The organism is Streptomyces sp. Y309, assembly GCF_056712025.1.
Genome location: NZ_CM160048.1, coordinates 5,936,827 through 5,954,495, shown reverse-complemented (window position 1 = coordinate 5,954,495; position 17,669 = coordinate 5,936,827). Strand labels below are relative to the sequence as shown.

Below are 17,669 nucleotides of genomic sequence, written 5' to 3'. Positions count from 1 at the left end.
GGGAGAAATCCGCATAAGAGCCCTCTTGCGCTTGTTCGGTGGCATATGCAAGAGACGTAGATCACAACGATCGCAACGTAACCATCGAGGGGGCTCGTGAGTCTAAGAAGGCGACACCAGAGGGATCTTGGGGGATCCATCAGGCGTCGGGGGACATCTTGGGGGATGTCCTCGAAGTGCGTTGGCCGGGGCACGTGCACCGGGGAGCTTTGAGCGGCCCTCCCGATCTCGTACGCGTCCCGGCAGACCGCAACCACAGACTCCCGGCCGGATCCCGTGGGGGGAATCCGCACCGGGGCACAGGAAAGCACCCCGACCGTCGACCCGTGGGGGGATCGACGGCGGGGTGCTTTTCACTGGCGGGGGCGCCTGACCGGGCGGGGGTGATGCGCCCCGTAAGGGGCGCGGGGAACTGCGCGACCAGCGCGCGAAAAGCCGCAGACGCGTCTGCCCAGTTACTCGGCAGATGCGACTGCGGCTTTTTGGTGGCTGGTCGCGCAGTTCCCCGCGCCCCTAGGGGGCCTGTGTCACCGGGACTCGACGGGGACGAAGTCGCGGATGACCTCGCCCGTATAGATCTGCCGGGGACGGCCAATGCGGGAGCCAGGCTCCTTGATCATTTCGTGCCACTGGGCGATCCAGCCCGGCAGCCGGCCGAGGGCGAACAGGACCGTGAACATCTCGGTCGGGAAGCCCATCGCGCGGTAGATCAGACCGGTGTAGAAGTCCACGTTGGGGTAAAGCTTGCGCTCGACGAAGTAGTCGTCGGCCAGCGCGTGCTCCTCCAGCTTCAGCGCGATGTCGAGCAGCTCGTCGGACTTGCCGAGCGCCGAGAGGACATCGTGCGCCGCCGCCTTGATGATCTTTGCCCGGGGGTCGAAGTTCTTGTAGACGCGGTGCCCGAAGCCCATGAGCTTCACGCCGTCTTCCTTGTTCTTCACCTTGCGGATGAAGGTGTCGACGTCGCCACCGGACGCCTGGATGCCTTCCAGCATCTCCAGGACCGACTGGTTGGCGCCGCCGTGCAGCGGACCCCACAGGGCCGAGATGCCCGCCGAGATCGAGGCGAACATGTTGGCCTGCGAGGAGCCGACCAGGCGCACCGTGGACGTCGAACAGTTCTGCTCGTGGTCCGCGTGCAGGATGAGCAGCTTGTCCAGCGCGGAGACGACGACCGGGTCCAGGTCGTACTCGGCGGCGGGCACCGAGAACGTCATGCGCAGGAAGTTCTCGACGTAGCCGAGGTCGTTGCGCGGGTAGACCACCGGGTGGCCGACCGACTTCTTGTACGCGTACGCCGCGATCGTCGGAAGCTTGGCGAGCAGCCGGATCGTCGAGAGATGCCGCTGCTTCTCGTCGAACGGGTTGTGGCTGTCCTGGTAGAACGTCGACAGCGCGCTGACCACGGAGGACAGCATGGCCATCGGGTGCGCGTCGCGCGGGAAGCCGTCGTAGAACCGCTTGACGTCCTCGTGCAGCAGGGTGTGCTGGGTGATCTCGTTCTTGAAGCTGGCGAGCTCGTCCACCTTCGGCAGCTCACCGTTGATCAGCAGGTACGCCACCTCGGTGAAGGTGGAGCGCTCCGCGAGCTGCTCGATCGGGTAACCGCGGTAGCGCAGGATGCCCTGCTCGCCATCCAGGTAGGTGATGGCGGATTTATAGGCGGCGGTGTTGCCGTAGCCACTGTCCAGGGTCACCAGACCGGTCTGGGCGCGGAGCTTGCCGATATCGAAGCCCTTGTCGCCGACAGTGGACTCGATCACCGGGTAGGTGTACTCGCCATCGCCGTACCGCAGTACTACAGCCTTGTTAGCGTTCTCGCTCACGTCATCCCTCACCGACGTTGTGCCTCTTCTTCGAGGTGCCCTGACTGTCTCTACCATCCCCCATTTGGCCCTGGAGAGTGCACTCGGGGTCGACCATTGGGCCTATTGGCGGCACTCAGTGCCGCCAACCTGCTCATCCTGCCCCCTTCGCCCCAGTTCCGAAAGTGCACTGTGACCTTTCCGACTCGTTTGATCGATCAGCGGTCCGCGGCGCGTTGACGCCCGCCGTCAGCCGGTGCGACGACCGGCGAGCCGGTGGTCCAGGGCCGTGCAGCGCCGGCCCGCGGAGACCGTACGAACCGCCTGGCCCAGAGCCTTGCGCGAACCGACGAGCACGACCAGTTTCTTCGCGCGTGTCACGGCCGTGTAGAGCAGATTCCGCTGCAGCATCATCCAGGCCCCGGTGGTGACCGGGATCACCACCGCTGGGTACTCACTTCCCTGCGAGCGGTGGATTGTCACCGCATAGGCGTGGGCGAGTTCGTCGAGTTCGTCGAAGTCGTACCCGACCTCCTCGTCCTCGTCGGTGCGGACGGTCAGGCGCTGCTCGTCGGCGTCCAGGGCGGTGACGACGCCCACCGTGCCGTTGAAGACGCCGTTGGCGCCCTTCTCGTAGTTGTTGCGGATCTGGGTGACCTTGTCGCCGACGCGGAAGACGCGGCCGCCGAAGCGCTTCTCCGGCAGGTCCGGGCGGCCGGGGGTGATGGCCTGCTGGAGCAGGCCGTTCAGGTGGCCCGCGCCCGCCGGGCCGCGGTGCATGGGGGCGAGGACCTGCACGTCCCGGCGCGGGTCGAGGCCGAACTTCGCGGGCAGGCGGCGGGCCGCGACGTCCACCGTGAGCCGGCCCGCCTCCTCCGTGTCGTCCTCGACGAAGAGGAAGAAGTCGCTCAGCCCCTGGGTCAGGGGCGGCTGCCCGGAGTTGATGCGGTGGGCGTTGGTGACCACACCGGACTGCTGGGCCTGGCGGAACACCCGGGTCAGCCGGACGGCGGGCACGGGGCTGTCCTCGCTGAGCAGGTCCCGCAGGACCTCGCCCGCGCCGACGCTCGGCAACTGGTCCACGTCGCCCACGAAGAGCAGATGGGCGCCCGGCGGCACGGCCTTCACCAGCTTGTTGGCGAGGAGCAGGTCGAGCATGGAGGCCTCGTCGACGACCACCAGATCGGCGTCCAGCGGACGGTCCTTGTCGTACGCCGCGTCGCCGCCGGGCTTCAGTTCGAGCAGGCGGTGGACGGTGGACGCCTCGGCGCCGGTGAGCTCGGCGAGGCGCTTGGCGGCGCGGCCCGTGGGCGCGGCGAGCAGCACCTTGGCCTTCTTGGCGCGGGCCAGCTCCACGATGGAGCGCACCGTGAAGGACTTGCCGCAGCCGGGCCCGCCGGTGAGGACGGCGACCTTGCTGGTCAGGGTGAGCTTGACCGCCTCCTCCTGCTCGGGCGCGAGCTCGGCCCCCGTGCGCCCCTTGAGCCAGCCGAGCGCCTTGTCCCAGGCGACGTCCTTAAAGCCCGGCATCCGGTCCTCCGGCGCCCGCAGCAGGCTCAGGAGGCGGCCGGACAGGGAGAGTTCGGCGCGGTGGAAGGGGATCAGATAGACGGCCGTGACGTCGTCGCCGCCGTCCGGTCCTGGGACGGACTCGCGGACCACTCCTTCCGGGTCCGCCGCCAGCTCGGCCAGGCAGTCGATGACGAGCCCCGTGTCGACCTGGAGGAGCTTGACCGCGTCGGCGATCAGGCGCTCCTCGGGCAGGAAGCAGTTGCCCTGGTCGGTGGACTGCGAAAGGGCGTACTGCAGACCGGCCTTGACGCGCTCCGGGCTGTCGTGCGGGATGCCGACGGACTGGGCGATGCGGTCGGCGGTGAGGAAGCCGATGCCCCACACGTCGGCCGCGAGGCGGTAGGGCTGATTCCGGACCACCGAGATGGAGGCGTCCTCGTACTTCTTGTAGATCCGCACGGCGATGGACGTGGAGACGCCGACGCCCTGGAGGAAGACCATCACTTCCTTGATGGCCTTCTGTTCCTCCCAGGCGGCGGCGATCTTCTTCGTGCGCTTCGGGCCGAGGCCCGGGACCTCGATGAGGCGCTTGGGCTCGGTCTCGATGACGTCGAGGGTGTCCACGCCGAAGTGCGTCGTGATGCGGTCGGCCATCACCGGGCCGATGCCCTTGATGAGGCCGGAGCCGAGATAGCGCCGGATGCCCTGGATCGTGGCCGGGAGCACCGTCGTGTAGTTCTCCACGGTGAACTGCTTGCCGTACTGCGGGTGGGAGCCCCAGCGGCCCTCCATCCGCAGGGACTCGCCCACCTGCGCGCCGAGCAGCGAGCCGACGACGGTCAGCAGGTCGCCGCCGCCGCGGCCGGTGTCCACACGGGCGACCGTGTACCCGTTCTCCTCGTTGGCGTACGTGATGCGCTCCAGGACGCCCTCGACGACGGCCATGCGGGGTGCGGGCCCACCGGCGGTGCTCCTCTGCTGTGCGGCACTCGACATGACCCGACGCTACCCCCGCCCACTGACAGCGCCTACGGCGCACGGACCGTTGGCGTGCGGTTGGTGCGCCCCGTCAGGGGCGCGGGGAACTGCGCGACCAGCCACGACAAAGCCGCAGACGCGTCTGCTCAGTTACTCGGCAGATGCGTCTGCGGCTTTTCTTGGGCTGAGCGCGCAGTTCCCCGCGCCCCTGACGGGGCGCACCACCCCGCCCGGTCAAGGCGCCCCCGCCAGCAAAGGCGCCCTCGCCAGTAACAATCGAGTTTCGGCCACCCGGCAGGGGTTGTCACGAGCCGTGTAATCGATTCCAATCCCTCGTGTAATCGATTCCACGAGGAGGTGGCATCGGCAGTGGCAAGCATCGGCATCAAGGACGTGGCCGCCCGGGCGGGCGTCTCCGTCGCCACGGTGTCGCGCGTCCTGAACGCGCACACGTCCGTGAGTCCGGCCGCCCGCGAGCGGGTGCTCGCCGCGGTGGACGCGCTCGGCTACCGGCCCAACACGCTCGCCCGGTCCCTCAGGACGGACCAGACGCGCACCCTCGGCCTGGTCATCAGTGACGTACTGAACCCGTACTTCACCGAGCTGGCCCGCTCCGTCGAGGAGGAGGCCCGCGCGCTCGGCTACAGCATCATCTTCGGCAATGCCGACGAGCGGCCCGAGCTGCAGGACCACCACATCCGCACGCTCCTGGACCGCCGCATCGACGGCCTCCTCGTCTCCCCCGCCGACGGCGGCTCCCCGCTGGTCCTCCACGCCGCCCGCGCGGGCACGCCGATGGTCTTCGTGGACCGCTGGATCCCGGGTCTGGACGTGCCCGTGGTGCGGGCGGACGGCCGCGCCGCCGTGCGCGACCTGGTGGCGCATCTGCACGGTCTCGGCCACCGCAGGCTCGCCATCATCGCGGGCCCGGCGGCCACCACCACCGGCAGCGAGCGCGTGGCGGCCTTCCGGGACGCGCTCGCCGAGTACGGTCTTCCGCTCCCCGACGACTACATCGGGCAGGGCGACTTCCAGGCGGGCAGCGGCCGCCGCGCCACCGAGCGGTTCCTGGCCCTGCCCGAGCCGCCCGAAGTCGTCTTCGCCGCCGACAACTTGATGGCGCTCGGCGCGCTCGACGCGATCCGCGCGCGCGGGCTGCGGATCCCGCACGACATCGCGCTCGCCGCGTTCGACGACATCCCCTGGTTCGTGCACACCGACCCGCCCGTCACGGCGATCGCCCAGCCCACGGGCGAGCTCGGCCGGGCCGCCGTCCGGGCCCTCACCGATCTGATCGAGGGCCGGACGCCGGAGTCCGTGACGCTGCCCGCCCGCCTCGTCGTGCGCAGCTCGTGCGGCGAGCACACCACGACCGGAGCGACACGAAGGAGTGACGCATGAGTGGCCCCGCGCAGGACGCGCAGGATTCTGCCCCTGACACACCCGACACCCCCGACGCCCCCGAGCTGCTCCGCGTCGAGGGCATCCGCAAGGCCTTCCCTGGTGTCGTCGCCCTGGACGGCGTGGACTTCGATCTGCGCGGCGGGGAGGTGCACGTACTCCTGGGCGAGAACGGGGCGGGCAAGAGCACGCTCATCAAGATGTTCTCCGGCGCCAACCAGCCCGACGCCGGGCGGATCCTCGTCGGCGGCGAGGAGGTGCGCATCCACGGCGCGCAGGACGCCGAGCGGCTCGGGATCGCCACCATCTACCAGGAGTTCAACCTCGTCCCCGACCTGACGGTCGCCGAGAACATCTTCCTGGGCCGCCAGCCGCGCCGCCTCGGCCTCATCGACCGCAAGAAGATGGAGGCCGACGCCGCCGAGCTCCTCGCGCGCGTGGGCGTGGACGTCTCACCGCGCGCCCGCTGCCGCGAACTGGGCATCGCCCGGCTCCAGATGGTGGAGATCGCCAAGGCGCTCAGCCTGCACGCGCGCGTGCTCGTCATGGACGAGCCGACCGCCGTGCTCACCTCCGAAGAGGTGGAGAAACTCTTCGCCATCGTGCGGGGGCTGCGCGCGGACGGCGTCGGCGTCGTCTTCATCACCCACCACCTGGAGGAGATCGCCGCGCTCGGCGACCGCGTGAGCGTGCTGCGCGACGGCCGCAGTGTGGGCCAGGTGCCCGCGTCGACGCCCGAGGACGAACTCGTACGCCTCATGGTGGGCCGCTCCATCGAGCAGCAGTACCCGCGCGAGCGGACCGGGGACGGTCAACAGGCCGACGGGCAGGAGCCGTTGCTGCGTGTCCGCGGCCTCACACGCGGCGGTGTCTTCCACGACGTGGGCTTCGAGGTGCGCGCCGGTGAGGTCGTCGGGGTTGCGGGTCTGGTCGGCGCGGGGCGCACGGAGGTGGCGCGGGCCGTCTTCGGCGCGGATCCGTACGACGCGGGCACGGTGGAGGTCGCGGGCCGGGCGCTGCCCCGGCACGACGTGTACGCGGCGATGACCGCCGGGATCGGCCTGGTCCCGGAGGACCGCAAGGGCCAGGGCCTGGTGCTCGACGCGTCCGTGGAGGAGAACCTGGGCCTGGTGACGCTGCGGGCGGCGACCCGCGCGGGCCTCGTCGACCGCGCCGCCCAGCGGGATGCCGCCGGGCGGATCGCGGGGCAGCTCGGCGTCCGCATGGCCGGGCTCGGCCAGCATGTGCGCACGCTGTCCGGCGGCAACCAGCAGAAGGTCGTCATCGGCAAGTGGCTGCTCGCCAAGGCGAAGGTCCTCATCCTCGACGAGCCGACGCGCGGCATCGACGTCGGCGCGAAGGTCGAGATCTACCAGCTCATCAACGAACTCACGGCCGCCGGGCACGCCGTCCTGATGATCTCCAGCGATCTGCCGGAGGTGCTCGGGATGAGCGACCGGGTCCTGGTCATGGCGCAGGGCCGCCTTGCGGGCGAACTCGGCGCGGACGAGGCGACGCAGGACGCGGTGATGGCGCTGGCCGTCGGCACCGGAACCCCGGCGACCCACAAGGACAACACCCCTGCGGGGGACGCGAAGGAGGGCTTCCGTGGCCACCACTGACACCCGGCCGGACAAGACGGCCACGGGCGGCGCCGGCGGGGGCCTCGACCTGCGCCGCGTGCTGCTCGACAACGGCGCGCTCAGCGCCCTCGTGGTCCTGGTCGTCGCGATGTCGCTGCTCTCCGGCGACTTCCTGACCACCCAGAACCTCCTCAACGTCGGGGTGCAGGCGGCCGTGACGGCCATCCTCGCCTTCGGCGTCACCTTCGTCATCGTCGCGGCGGGCATCGACCTGTCGGTCGGCTCGGTGGCGGCGCTCTCCGCCACGGTCCTGGCGTGGTCGGCGACGAAGGAGGGCGTGCCCGTCTGGATCGCGGTGCTCCTCGCCGTCGGCACGGGCATCGCCTGCGGTCTGGTCAACGGCGTGCTCGTCTCGTACGGCAAACTCCCGCCGTTCATCGCGACGCTGGCGATGCTGTCGATCGGCCGCGGCCTGTCCCTGGTGATATCTCAGGGCAGCCCGATCGCCTTCCCGGAGTCGGTCTCCAAGGTCGGCGACACGCTCGGCGGCTGGCTGCCGGTGCCGGTGATCGTGATGGTGGCGATGGGCCTCATCACGGCCCTGATCCTGGCGCGTACGTACATCGGCCGCTCCATGTACGCGATCGGTGGCAACGAGGAGGCCGCGCGCCTGTCGGGGCTGCGCGTGAAGCGGCAGAAGATCATCATCTACGCCCTGTCGGGCCTGTTCGCGGCCGTCGCGGGCATCGTGCTCGCGTCCCGTCTGGTGTCCGCGCAGCCGCAGGCCGCGCAGGGGTACGAGCTCGACGCGATCGCCGCGGTCGTCATCGGCGGCGCGAGCCTCGCGGGCGGCGTCGGCAAGGCCTCCGGCACGCTGATCGGCGCGCTGATCCTCGCGGTGCTCCGCAACGGCCTCAACCTCCTTTCCGTGTCGGCGTTCTGGCAGCAGGTCGTCATCGGTGTCGTGATCGCGCTGGCCGTGCTCCTCGACACGCTGCGCAGGCGGGCCGGGGCGGGTCCGGGCGGGGGCGGCGCCGTCGGGAGCACCTCCTCCGGGTCCGGGCGCAAGGGCCCGCAGGCGCTGAAGTACACGATCGCGGCGGTCGTCGCCGCGGCCGTCATCGCCGCGGTGTCCGTCTTCAACTCCGGCTCCTCCGGTACGTCGACGAAGATCGGCCTGTCCCTCTCCACCCTCAACAACCCCTTCTTCGTACAGATGAAGGAGGGCGCGCAGGCGGAGGCCGAGAAGGCGGGCGTCGACCTGACCGTCACCGACGCGCAGAACGACGCGTCCCAACAGGCCAACCAGCTGCAGAACTTCACCAGCGAGAGCATGAAGGCCGTCATCGTCAACCCGGTCGACTCCGATGCCGTCGGCCCCGCCGCGCGCGCCGCGAACAAGGCGGACATCCCGGTGATCGCCGCCGACCGCGGCGTGAACAAGGCGGACGTCGCCACGCTGGTGGCCTCCGACAACGTCGCGGGCGGCAAGCAGGCCGCGAAGGCCCTCGCCGACAAGCTCGGCGGCAAGGGCGAGGTGGTCGTGCTCCAGGGCACCGCGGGCACCTCCGCGAGCCGGGAGCGCGGGCAGGGCTTCGCCGAGGGCATCAAGGCCTACCCCGGCATCAAGGTCGTCGCCAAGCAGCCCGCGGACTTCGACCGCACCAAGGGCCTGGACGTCATGACGAACCTGCTGCAGGGCAACCCGGGCGTCGACGGCGTCTTCGCGGAGAACGACGAGATGGCGCTCGGCGCGGTCAAGGCGCTCGGCGGCAAGGCGGGCAAGTCGGTGTCGGTGGTCGGCTTCGACGGCACCCCGGACGGCCTGAAGGCGGTCGAGGCGGGGACGCTGTACGCGTCGGTGGCGCAGCAGCCGAAGGAGCTGGGCCGGATCGCGGTGCGCAACGCGATCGCCGCGGCGGACGACAAGGACACCACCGCCGTGGTGAAGGTGCCGGTGAAGGTGGTCACGGAGAAGAACGTGGCACGGTTCAAGTGAGGTTCTCCGCGCGCGGGGCCGCAAGTGAGGTCCCGCGCGCGGAGGCACACGTACACGGGGAAAGACTGGAAAGGCAGACCACGATGCATGACTACGACCTGCTGGTCGTGGGCTCGGCCAACGCCGACCTGGTGACCGCCGTCGAGCGGCGGCCGGGGGCCGGCGAGACGGTGCTCGGCTCGGACCTGGCCGTCCACCCGGGCGGCAAGGGCGCGAATCAGGCGGTGGCGGCGGGCCGGCTCGGCGCGCGGACGGCGCTGCTCGCCCGGGTCGGCGACGACGCGTACGGCCGGCTGCTCCTGGACTCGCAGCGTTCGGCGGGCGTGGACACGGTGGGGGTCCTGGTGGGCGGCGCGCCCACCGGGGTGGCACTGATCACGGTGGACCCGTCGGGCGACAACAGCATCGTGGTGGCGCCGGGCGCCAACGCGCGGCTGACGCCCGGGGACGTACGGGCGGCCGCGAGCCTCTTCGAGGCGGCCCGGGTGGTCTCGGTCCAGCTGGAGATCCCGCTCGACACGGTCGCGGAGGTCGTACGCGTCCTGCCTGCCGGCACCCGCCTGGTCCTGAATCCGTCGCCGCCCGCGCCGCTGCCTGGTGAGGTGCTCGCGGCCTGCGATCCCCTCGTGGTGAACGAGCACGAGGCGCGGGTGATCCTGCGGGGCGCCGGGGCGGACGTGCCCGACGCGCCGGAGGACTGGGCGCGGCGGTTGCTGGCCCTGGGCCCGAGGTCGGTGGTGGTGACCCTCGGCGGCGAGGGCGCGCTGGTGGCGGGACCCGAGGGGATGGCGCGGGTGCCGTCGGTGAAGGTGGACGCCGTGGACACGACGGGGGCCGGGGACGCGTTCACGGCGGCGCTGGCGTGGCGGCTGGGCGCGGGCGAGGACCTGGAGTCGGCGGCGCGGTACGCGGCGAAGGTGGGGGCGCTGGCTGTGACGCGGGCGGGGGCGCAGGTGTCGTATCCGACGGAGGCGGAGGTGGCGGCCCTGGGCGACGCCGCGGCCACCGGAACGGCGTCGCGCGGTGAGGCACGGTGCTGTGCCGTCCCGGGGGACAACCCCCGGACCCCCGGCCGGACAAGCGGGTCGGCCGGGGCGACCGGAACTGCGTCGCGCGGTGAGGCACGGTGAAGAAGGCCGGGATACTCAACCGTCATCTCGCGGGGGCGCTGGCCGAGCTGGGCCATGGCGACCGGGTCCTGGTGTGCGACGCGGGGATGCCGCTGCCGGCCGGGCCGCGGGTGGTGGACCTGGCGTTCGTGGCCGGAGTGCCGACGTTCGCGCAGGTCCTCGACGGACTCCTCGCGGAGCTCGTCGTGGAGGGCGCGGTGGCCGCGCGGGAGGTCCGGGAGGCGAATCCGGGGACGTCGGCGCTGCTGGAGCGGCGTTTCCCGGGTCCGGCGCTCGGCCTCGTCCCGCACGAGGAGCTGAAGGAGCTGACGGCGGGGGCGCGGCTCGTCGTGCGCACCGGGGAGGCGAGTCCGTACGCGAATGTGATGCTGACGTGCGGGGTCTTCTTCTGAGGGGGTCTCCCGGAACGCTTCGAGGGGGCCTGGTCCGTCGACCGGGCCCCCTCGGTTTCCCTCCCCTGCCAGTGCTCCGCGGATCCCCCCAGATCCCCCCTCCAGAGCGACTGACACCCACTACGACCCGCGTGGTGCGGGAAGGGTTGCACGACTTCGGCAACTTCCCCCGGATGATTTCGGCGTGCCGACGAACCACCCCGGACGTAGCGTTTCGCCCATGAGCGAGGAAACCTCATTCGAGCAGGACGTACTCGACGAGCTGGGCGACGACCGCCTGGGGGAGATCGCCGACGCGCTCGGCACGGACCCGGCGGGTGCCCAGGAGGTCGTGGGTACGACGGCCTCGACGCTCTCGGGCAGCTTGCGGGACAAGGCGGAGACGGCGGACCCGGCGGAGGCCGACGAGGTGCGTCAGGCATTCGCCGAAGAAGCCCCGCTCCAGGGCGTGGCCACCCTGGGCGGCGGCCTCGGCGGCCTGCTCGGCGGCGGCATGATGGCAGGAATGCTCAGCAAGCTCAGCAGGCCGGTGGCGAACGCGGTCGCGAAGAAGACCGGCCTTCCCGCCGCCACGGTCGTCCGCGTCGTGGAACTCCTGATCCCGGTGGTCCTCACGGTCCTCACCAAGCGCGCCCAGAAGGCAAAGTCCTCGCCCGCCGGGGCGGCCGAGCCCGACCTCGGGGGCCTGCTGGGGCAGATCCTGGGCGGCGGCAAGAAGTAGCGGCACACCGCATCACCCGGTGCGGGTCGTGTAAGTCCCCTGCGGCGTTGAGCCCTTGGACCCCATTCCGGGACCGGCGTGGGCGCTCTTCGCCCGCCGTTCCCACCTGCGCCTCAGCCGGCCGCAACTGTCCCGGATTCTGCGGCAGACGGGCTTCTGGGCGCAGGTCCCGGCGGACCGGCCCGCCGGGAATGCCCTCCTCCATGGCGTGGCGCCGAAGCGAAACTCGCAGAAGCGAACCAAGGCGTCCAACCAGCCCATTCAGAATGGTTCCCGCCATATCCCGCGAGCACGCCATTTCCACATGCTCACCGCATCCGGCGACCGCCATATCCCCCTTTTCCCCTTTTCCTCTTCATCATCACTCGCTTTCAACAGTGAGGATGAACTCTGTTGAATTTGCGACGACCGAACACTCTTGAGGCAAGCCACGGAAATGCGCCAGAGTTCCGTCTCACGGTGACCGGGAAACCGGTTGCCGTCAGCCATGCGGCCACCCCGTGAATTCGGCTTCACCTGCCGATCGCACATCCCCCATGCCCGGCCGCGTGTTCTGTGACCGGAAGGAATGACTGTGCGAGTGTCCCGGAAACTTCTCGTGGCATCGGCCGCCGGTGCGCTGCTCTCCGTCACCGCCATGACCGGCGCGCAGGCCGGCGAACAGTCCGGCGACCGGGCCGGTGAGCGCTACGAACCGGCCATGGTCAAGGCCCTGGCCACGAGCCTCGGCGTCAGCGAAAAGGCCGCGGTCGACCGCCTTGACCGCCAGGAAGCCCAGCAGGACAGACTTTCCGAGCTCGCAGAGCAGGGCGTCGCGACCGACGGCGCCTTCTTCGACAAGGCCGGCACTCTCGTCGTCAACGCGACCGGCTCCGAGGCCGAAGAGAGCATCGAGGACGCCGGGTTGACCCCGCGGACGGCCGAGCACGGCCAGACCGAGCTCGACCGGATCAAGGCCGAGCTCGACACCCTGGCCCTCAAGAAGGCGCCGAGCAGTGTCACCGCCTGGTCGGTGGACCTCGCGTCCGACACCGTCACCGTGAAGGTCGGCGGCGCCGAGAGCGCGGCGGACAAGTCCTTCCTCCGGGCGGCGCGGGCCCACGGCGACGCCGTACGCGTGGTGAAGGGCCAGGAGAAGCTCAGCACTCAGGCGGTCGTCACACCGGGTGACGAGATGGCCTTCAACGGCTATGTCTGCTCCGTCGGTTACGGCGCCCGGGACTCCTCGGGCCGCCAGTTCCTGGTCACCGCGGGCCACTGCATCGAAGACCTCCCGGTCCTGACGTACAAGGGCCAGCGCTTCGCGAAGGGAACCAACACCCGGTTCGCGCAGGGGAGCCGCAGCGTCGACATGGGCATCGCGGCCATCGACTCGGGCAACTCCATAGCCACCCGGGTCGGGACCTACGGCAGTGCGGGCACCGTCGCGGTCCAGGGCAGCAGGCGGGCCGCGGCCGGCGCGGACCTGTGCAAGTCGGGCCGTACGACGTTCTGGACCTGCGGCAAGGTCAACTCGTACAACGTGACCGTCACCTACAGCGACCCCAACGGCGGCCCGAACACCGTCGTCACAGGTCTTGGCAGCTCGTCGGTGTGCACCCAGGGCGGCGACAGCGGCGGCGCCTACATCTCCGGCAGCCAGGCCCAGGGCATGACCTCCGGCGGCCCGTCGGCGCAGCGGTGCAACGGCAGCGTGAACTCGCCCGGTTCGTCCTACTTCCAGCCCCTGGACGACGCCCTCTCCCACTACAACCTGACGCTCAACACCAACTGACCCACCCACTGACCCACCCACCGCAGGCCCAGGGCCGCCCGCCGTATACGGTGGGCGGCCCGCCCGTGCGGCCGTTCGACCCATTGGGAGATCCCGTGCCCCAGGACTCCTTGCACCAGGACTCCTTCGCCCTGGCGTTCCAACAGGCCATCAAGAGACGCGGTCTGTCCCTCGAGCGAGTCCGCAGCCGGCTCGCGGAGCAGGGGATACAGATCAGCCTCACCACGCTCAGCTACTGGCAGCGAGGCCGCAGCGAGCCCGAACGCGCCGACTCGCTGCGCGCCGTGGACGCCCTGGAGACCATCCTCGCGGTGCCGTCCGGCGCGCTGCGTTCCCTGATCGGCCCGTACCGCCCCCGGGGCCGGATCGGACCGCCGGCCCACGACCTGCGCGCATCGCACCACGTCTTCGGCGAGAACTCCCTGGCGGAACGGATACTCGGCCCCGACTTCGCGCGCCTCAACGAGGCCGTCAGCGCCGTCAGCATCCGGGAAACCGTCACCATCGACGAGCGCCGGCGCGTCAGCTCGATCGCCGTTCAGCAGGTGCTGCGAGCCACCCGCGAGGGGGCCGACCATCTCACCGTCATCCACACCTTCGACAGCGGCGCCCGCGCGGTCGACGTCACCGTTCGCTGCGGAATTGCGGGGCCTGTCCGCTTTCTATCCGATGAGGATACGGCCGTCGCCGACATACGATTCGGCCGTAAACTCGCGAAAAACGAGACAGCTGTCATCGACTACACCATTTACGCCGATCCGGGAAACGGCACGGACGACCATTACCAGCGTCGCACCCGCACCCGCCTTCGCGATTATCTGCTCCATGTCTATTTCCACCCGGCGGCACTCCCTGTGGTCAGCCACCGCTATTACCGCGAGCACTCGGGAGCGGAGAACAGCTACAACCACCGCGTCGCCCTGGATGCCTCGGGCACGGTCCACGCGGCCCCGGGCCGCTGCCCGGCAGGCATCCACGGCATCTCCTGGGAGTGGCCGAACCCACCCGGCAGTGGATCAGCAGGCGTACTCCACGTACCTCCGCACCGTCTCCTCCAGAACCTCCCGCCCGTCCCCCGCCCACAGGGCGTCGTTGAAGAGTTCGACCTCGGTCGGGCCGGTGTAGCCGGAGGACTCGACAAGGCGGCACCAGTGGTGGAAGTCGATGGCGCCGTCGCCGAGTTGGCCGCGGCCGGTGAGGACGCCGTGGGGTAGAGGGGTGGTCCAGTCGGCCAGTTGGAAGGCGTGCAGGCGGCCCGTGGTGGCGGCGTGGGTGAGGGTGGTGGGGGCCTGGTCGTCCCACCAGATGTGGTACGTGTCGGCGCAGACGCCGACCTGGTCGGCGGGGAAGCGTTCGGCCAGGTCGAGGGCCTGGGTGAGGGTGGAGACGACGCAGCGGTCGGCGGCGTACATGGGGTGGAGGGGTTCGATGGCGAGGCGGACGGCGCGGGCGGCGGCGTAGGGGGCGAGGTCGGCGAGGGCGTCGGCGACGCGTTCGCGGGCGGCGGGCAGGTCGCGGTCCCGGTCGCCGGGGGGAAGGCCGCCGGAGACCAGGACCAGGGTGTCGGTGCCCAGGGTCGCGGCCTCGTCGATCGCGGCGCGGTTGTCGGCCAGGGCGCGGGCCCGTTCGGCGGGGTCGCGGGCGGTGAAGAAGCCGCCCCGGCAGAGGGTGGTGACGTGCAGACCGGCGCCCCGCACGAGCTTCGCGGCCGCCTCCACCCCGTACTCCTGGACCGGCTCGCGCCACAGGCCGACGCCCCGGATGCCCAAGTCGGCGCAGGCGGTGACCAGTTCGGGGAGCGGGAGCTGCTTCACCGTCATCTGGTTGATGCTGAAGCCGGCGGGCGGGAGGGGGGTGGGGGACTTCCCGGGCTGGGGTGGTGTCATGTCATCACTCCGTAGACCTGCTGAAGCGTGCGCATGCGGTGTGCCGCCACGTCCGGGTCGGGGAACAGGGACAGGGCGTCGGCCAGTTCGTACGCCCTGGTGAGGTGCGGCAGGGAGCGGGCCGACTGCAGGCCGCCGATCATCGTGAAGTGGTTCTGGTGGCCGGCCAGCCAGGCCAGGAAGACCACGCCCGTCTTGTAGAAGCGGGTGGGAGGCTGGAAGAGGTGGCGGGCCAACTCGACTGTGGGGTCGAGGAGTTCACGGAAGGCCTTGGGGTCGCCTGCGTCCAGGGCGCGTACGGCCCTGGCCGCGACCGGCGCCAGCGGGTCGAAGACGCCCAGGAGCGCGTGGCTGAAGCCGTGGTCGTCGCCCGCGATGAGGTCGGGGTAGTGGAAGTCGTCGCCGGTGTAGCAGCGCACCCCGTCCGGCAGGCGTCGGCGCAGGGCGACCTCGCGGTCCGCGTCCAGGAGCGAGATCTTCACGCCGTCCACCTTGCCGGGGTGCGCGGCGATCACCTCCAGGAAGGTGTCCGTGGCCGCGTCCAGGTCGGCCGAGCCCCAGTAGCCCGCGAGCGCCGGGTCGAACATCGGGCCCAGCCAGTGCAGGATCACCGGGGCGCTCGCCTGCCGGAGCAGGGCGTCGTACGTCGTCAGGTAGTCGTCGGGGCCCTCCGCCGTCGACGCCAGCGCGCGCGACGCCATCAGGATGGCCTGCGCGCCCGTGTCCTCGACGAGCGCGAGCTGCTCCTCGTACGCCGTCCGTACGTCCGTCAGGGTCGCCGCGGGCGCGGTGAGCTGGTCCGTGCCCACGCCGCACGCGATCTTGCCGCCCACCGCCTTCGCCTCGGCCGCCGACCGCCGAATCAGCTCGGCCGCGCCCGACCAGTCCAGGCCCATGCCGCGCTGCGCGGTGTCCATGGCCTCGGCGACGCCCAGACCGTGCGCCCACAGGTGGCGGCGGAAGGCGAGCGTGGCGTCCCAGTCGACGGCGGCCGGGTCGTCCGGGGACACGTCGGCGTACGGGTCGGCCACGACGTGGGCGGCGGCGAAGACGGTGCGGGAGGTCAGGGGCGGGGGCGGGGCCTCCGACGACTCCCGGTTCAGCGGGGCCGACGATGCCTCCGACGACGGGTTCGCCGGGTTCGGCGGATTCAGCGGATTCTGCGGGTTCAGTGAGTTCACAGCGCGATCTCCGGTACGTCGATCCTGCGCCCCTCCGCCGACGACCGCAGCCCCAGCTCCGCGAGCTGCACCCCCCGCGCGCCCGCGAGCAGGTCCCAGCGGTAGGGCGCGTCCTCGTACACATGCCGCAGGAACAGCTCCCACTGCGCCTTGAAGCCGTTGTCGAAGTCCTCGTTGTCGGGGACCTCCTGCCACTGGTCGCGGAAGGAGTGCGTGGCGGGCAGGTCGGGGTTCCAGACCGGCTTGGGCGTGCCGGCGCGGTGCTGGAAGCGGCAGCCGCGCAGGCCCGCGACCGCCGAGCCGTGGGTGCCGTCGACCTGGAACTCCACCAGCTCGTCGCGGTGCACCCGCACCGCCCAGGACGAGTTGATCTGCGCGACGGCGCCCCCGTCGAGCTCGAAGATGCCGTACGCGGCGTCGTCCGCCGTCGCGTCGTACGGCTTGCCGCGCTCGTCCCAGCGCTGCGGGACGTGCGTGACGGCGAGGGCCTGTACGGAGCGGACCCGGCCGAACAGCTCGTGCAGGACGTACTCCCAGTGCGGGAACATGTCGACGACGATGCCGCCGCCGTCCTCGGCCCGGTAGTTCCACGACGGGCGCTGCGCCTCCTGCCAGTCGCCCTCGAAGACCCAGTAGCCGAACTCGCCCCGCACGGACAGGATCTGCCCGAAGAAGCCGCCGTCGATCAGGCGCGCCAGCTTGCGCAGGCCGGGCAGAAAGAGCTTGTCCTGGACGACGCCGTGCTTGACGCCCGCGTCCCGGGCGAGCCGCGCCAGGTCGAGGGCAGCCTCGAAGGAGGTGGCGGAGGGCTTCTCGGTGTAGACGTGCTTGCCCGCGGCGACCGCCTTGCGGATGGCCGCCTCGCGGGCCGAGGTGACCTGCGCGTCGAAGTAGATGTCGGTGGCCGGGTCGGCGAGGACCGCGTCCAGGTCGGTGGACCAGTGCTCCAGGCCGTACCGCCCGGCGAGCTCGCGCAGCGCCGGTTCTCTGCGGCCCACGAGGACCGGCTCCGGCCACAGCCGGGTGCCGTCGCCCAGTTCGAGGCCGCCCTGCTCGCGCAGCGCGAGGATCGAGCGGACCAGGTGCTGGCGGTGACCCATGCGTCCCGTCACGCCGTTCATGGCGATGCGGACCGTCTTGCGTGTCACGTGAGTTCCTCCGTAGGCGCGGGGCGCTGGGCGCGCGGCCGGTGGGCGGGGCGGGGGCCGGGGTTCTTGTACGTCGCGGGGGGTTCTTGTCCCCGTACGTGCCCTGTACAGCGCTCCATGCGTAGCAAGCGCTTTCTATTGGGGAGAAGCTAGCCTGCC

11 protein-coding genes and 1 pseudogene are annotated in these 17,669 nt (G+C 70.9%); 7 read left to right on the top strand and 5 right to left on the bottom strand.

Translation table 11 applies throughout. From position 1 onward, the window contains the following. Window positions 1-527: 527 nt before the first annotated feature. Both AC0KTA_RS24435 and recD2 read right to left on the bottom strand, forming a co-directional pair. Window positions 528-1,826: a citrate synthase gene (locus AC0KTA_RS24435; RefSeq protein ID WP_481050362.1), complete on the bottom strand. Its 1,299-nt coding sequence runs from the start codon at window positions 1,824-1,826 to the stop codon at window positions 528-530. Window positions 1,827-2,054: 228 nt separating this feature from the next. Further along, window positions 2,055-4,313, bottom strand: coding sequence for an SF1B family DNA helicase RecD2 (gene recD2 / locus AC0KTA_RS24430; protein ID WP_481050361.1), 2,259 nt, complete (start codon window positions 4,311-4,313; stop codon window positions 2,055-2,057). Between the two features lie 351 nt (window positions 4,314-4,664). On the opposite strand from recD2, the gene AC0KTA_RS24425 reads away from it, so the two are divergent. From AC0KTA_RS24425 to AC0KTA_RS24395, 7 genes and pseudogenes are all read left to right on the top strand, one after another. Then, window positions 4,665-5,696, top strand: a complete 1,032-nt coding sequence (locus tag AC0KTA_RS24425; RefSeq protein ID WP_481050360.1) for a LacI family DNA-binding transcriptional regulator — start codon at window positions 4,665-4,667, stop codon at window positions 5,694-5,696. After that, entirely contained in the window at window positions 5,693-7,318 is a 1,626-nt protein-coding gene (locus AC0KTA_RS24420) for a sugar ABC transporter ATP-binding protein (RefSeq protein ID WP_481050359.1), read from the top strand. Before AC0KTA_RS24425 ends, AC0KTA_RS24420 begins: the two co-directional genes overlap by 4 nt. Continuing rightward, entirely contained in the window at window positions 7,305-9,278 is a 1,974-nt protein-coding gene (locus tag AC0KTA_RS24415) for an ABC transporter permease/substrate-binding protein (RefSeq protein WP_481050358.1), read from the top strand. The genes AC0KTA_RS24420 and AC0KTA_RS24415 overlap by 14 nt, the downstream gene beginning before the upstream one ends. 83 nt (window positions 9,279-9,361) lie before the next feature. Continuing rightward, a pseudogene (locus AC0KTA_RS24410) lies at window positions 9,362-10,267 on the top strand (ribokinase); the annotation flags it as partial. Window positions 10,268-10,404: 137 nt separating this feature from the next. Beyond that, window positions 10,405-10,800, top strand: a complete 396-nt coding sequence (gene rbsD / locus AC0KTA_RS24405; protein ID WP_481050357.1) for a D-ribose pyranase — start codon at window positions 10,405-10,407, stop codon at window positions 10,798-10,800. A gap of 220 nt (window positions 10,801-11,020) precedes the next feature. Next, window positions 11,021-11,521 (top strand): DUF937 domain-containing protein, encoded by a 501-nt coding sequence (locus AC0KTA_RS24400; protein ID WP_481050356.1) that lies wholly within the window; start codon window positions 11,021-11,023, stop codon window positions 11,519-11,521. 568 nt (window positions 11,522-12,089) lie between these two features. Then, window positions 12,090-13,295 (top strand): S1 family peptidase, encoded by a 1,206-nt coding sequence (locus AC0KTA_RS24395; RefSeq protein ID WP_481050355.1) that lies wholly within the window; start codon window positions 12,090-12,092, stop codon window positions 13,293-13,295. A gap of 1,016 nt (window positions 13,296-14,311) precedes the next feature. Here the strand turns inward: AC0KTA_RS24395 and AC0KTA_RS24390 are convergent. From AC0KTA_RS24390 to AC0KTA_RS24380, 3 genes are all read right to left on the bottom strand, one after another. After that, complete coding sequence (locus AC0KTA_RS24390) at window positions 14,312-15,181, bottom strand: sugar phosphate isomerase/epimerase family protein (protein ID WP_481050354.1); 870 nt, start codon at window positions 15,179-15,181, stop codon at window positions 14,312-14,314. Then, a complete protein-coding gene (locus tag AC0KTA_RS24385) occupies window positions 15,178-16,284 on the bottom strand; it encodes a dihydrodipicolinate synthase family protein (protein WP_481056546.1) in 1,107 nt (368 codons plus the stop codon). The genes AC0KTA_RS24390 and AC0KTA_RS24385 overlap by 4 nt, the downstream gene beginning before the upstream one ends. A gap of 74 nt (window positions 16,285-16,358) precedes the next feature. Further along, window positions 16,359-17,510, bottom strand: coding sequence for a Gfo/Idh/MocA family protein (locus AC0KTA_RS24380; protein ID WP_481050353.1), 1,152 nt, complete (start codon window positions 17,508-17,510; stop codon window positions 16,359-16,361). Window positions 17,511-17,669 lie beyond the last annotated feature (159 nt).

What these genes read in the sequence shown, in the direction of transcription:
- recD2 (WP_481050361.1), bottom strand. Translation starts at nt 4,313, where the DNA reads ATGTCGAGTGCCGCACAGCAGAGGAGCACCGCCGGTGGGCCCGCACCC.
- AC0KTA_RS24420 (WP_481050359.1), top strand. Translation starts at nt 5,693, where the DNA reads ATGAGTGGCCCCGCGCAGGACGCGCAGGATTCTGCCCCTGACACACCC.
- AC0KTA_RS24400 (WP_481050356.1), top strand. Translation starts at nt 11,021, where the DNA reads ATGAGCGAGGAAACCTCATTCGAGCAGGACGTACTCGACGAGCTGGGC.
- AC0KTA_RS24395 (WP_481050355.1), top strand. Translation starts at nt 12,090, where the DNA reads ATGACTGTGCGAGTGTCCCGGAAACTTCTCGTGGCATCGGCCGCCGGT.
- AC0KTA_RS24390 (WP_481050354.1), bottom strand. Translation starts at nt 15,181, where the DNA reads ATGACACCACCCCAGCCCGGGAAGTCCCCCACCCCCCTCCCGCCCGCC.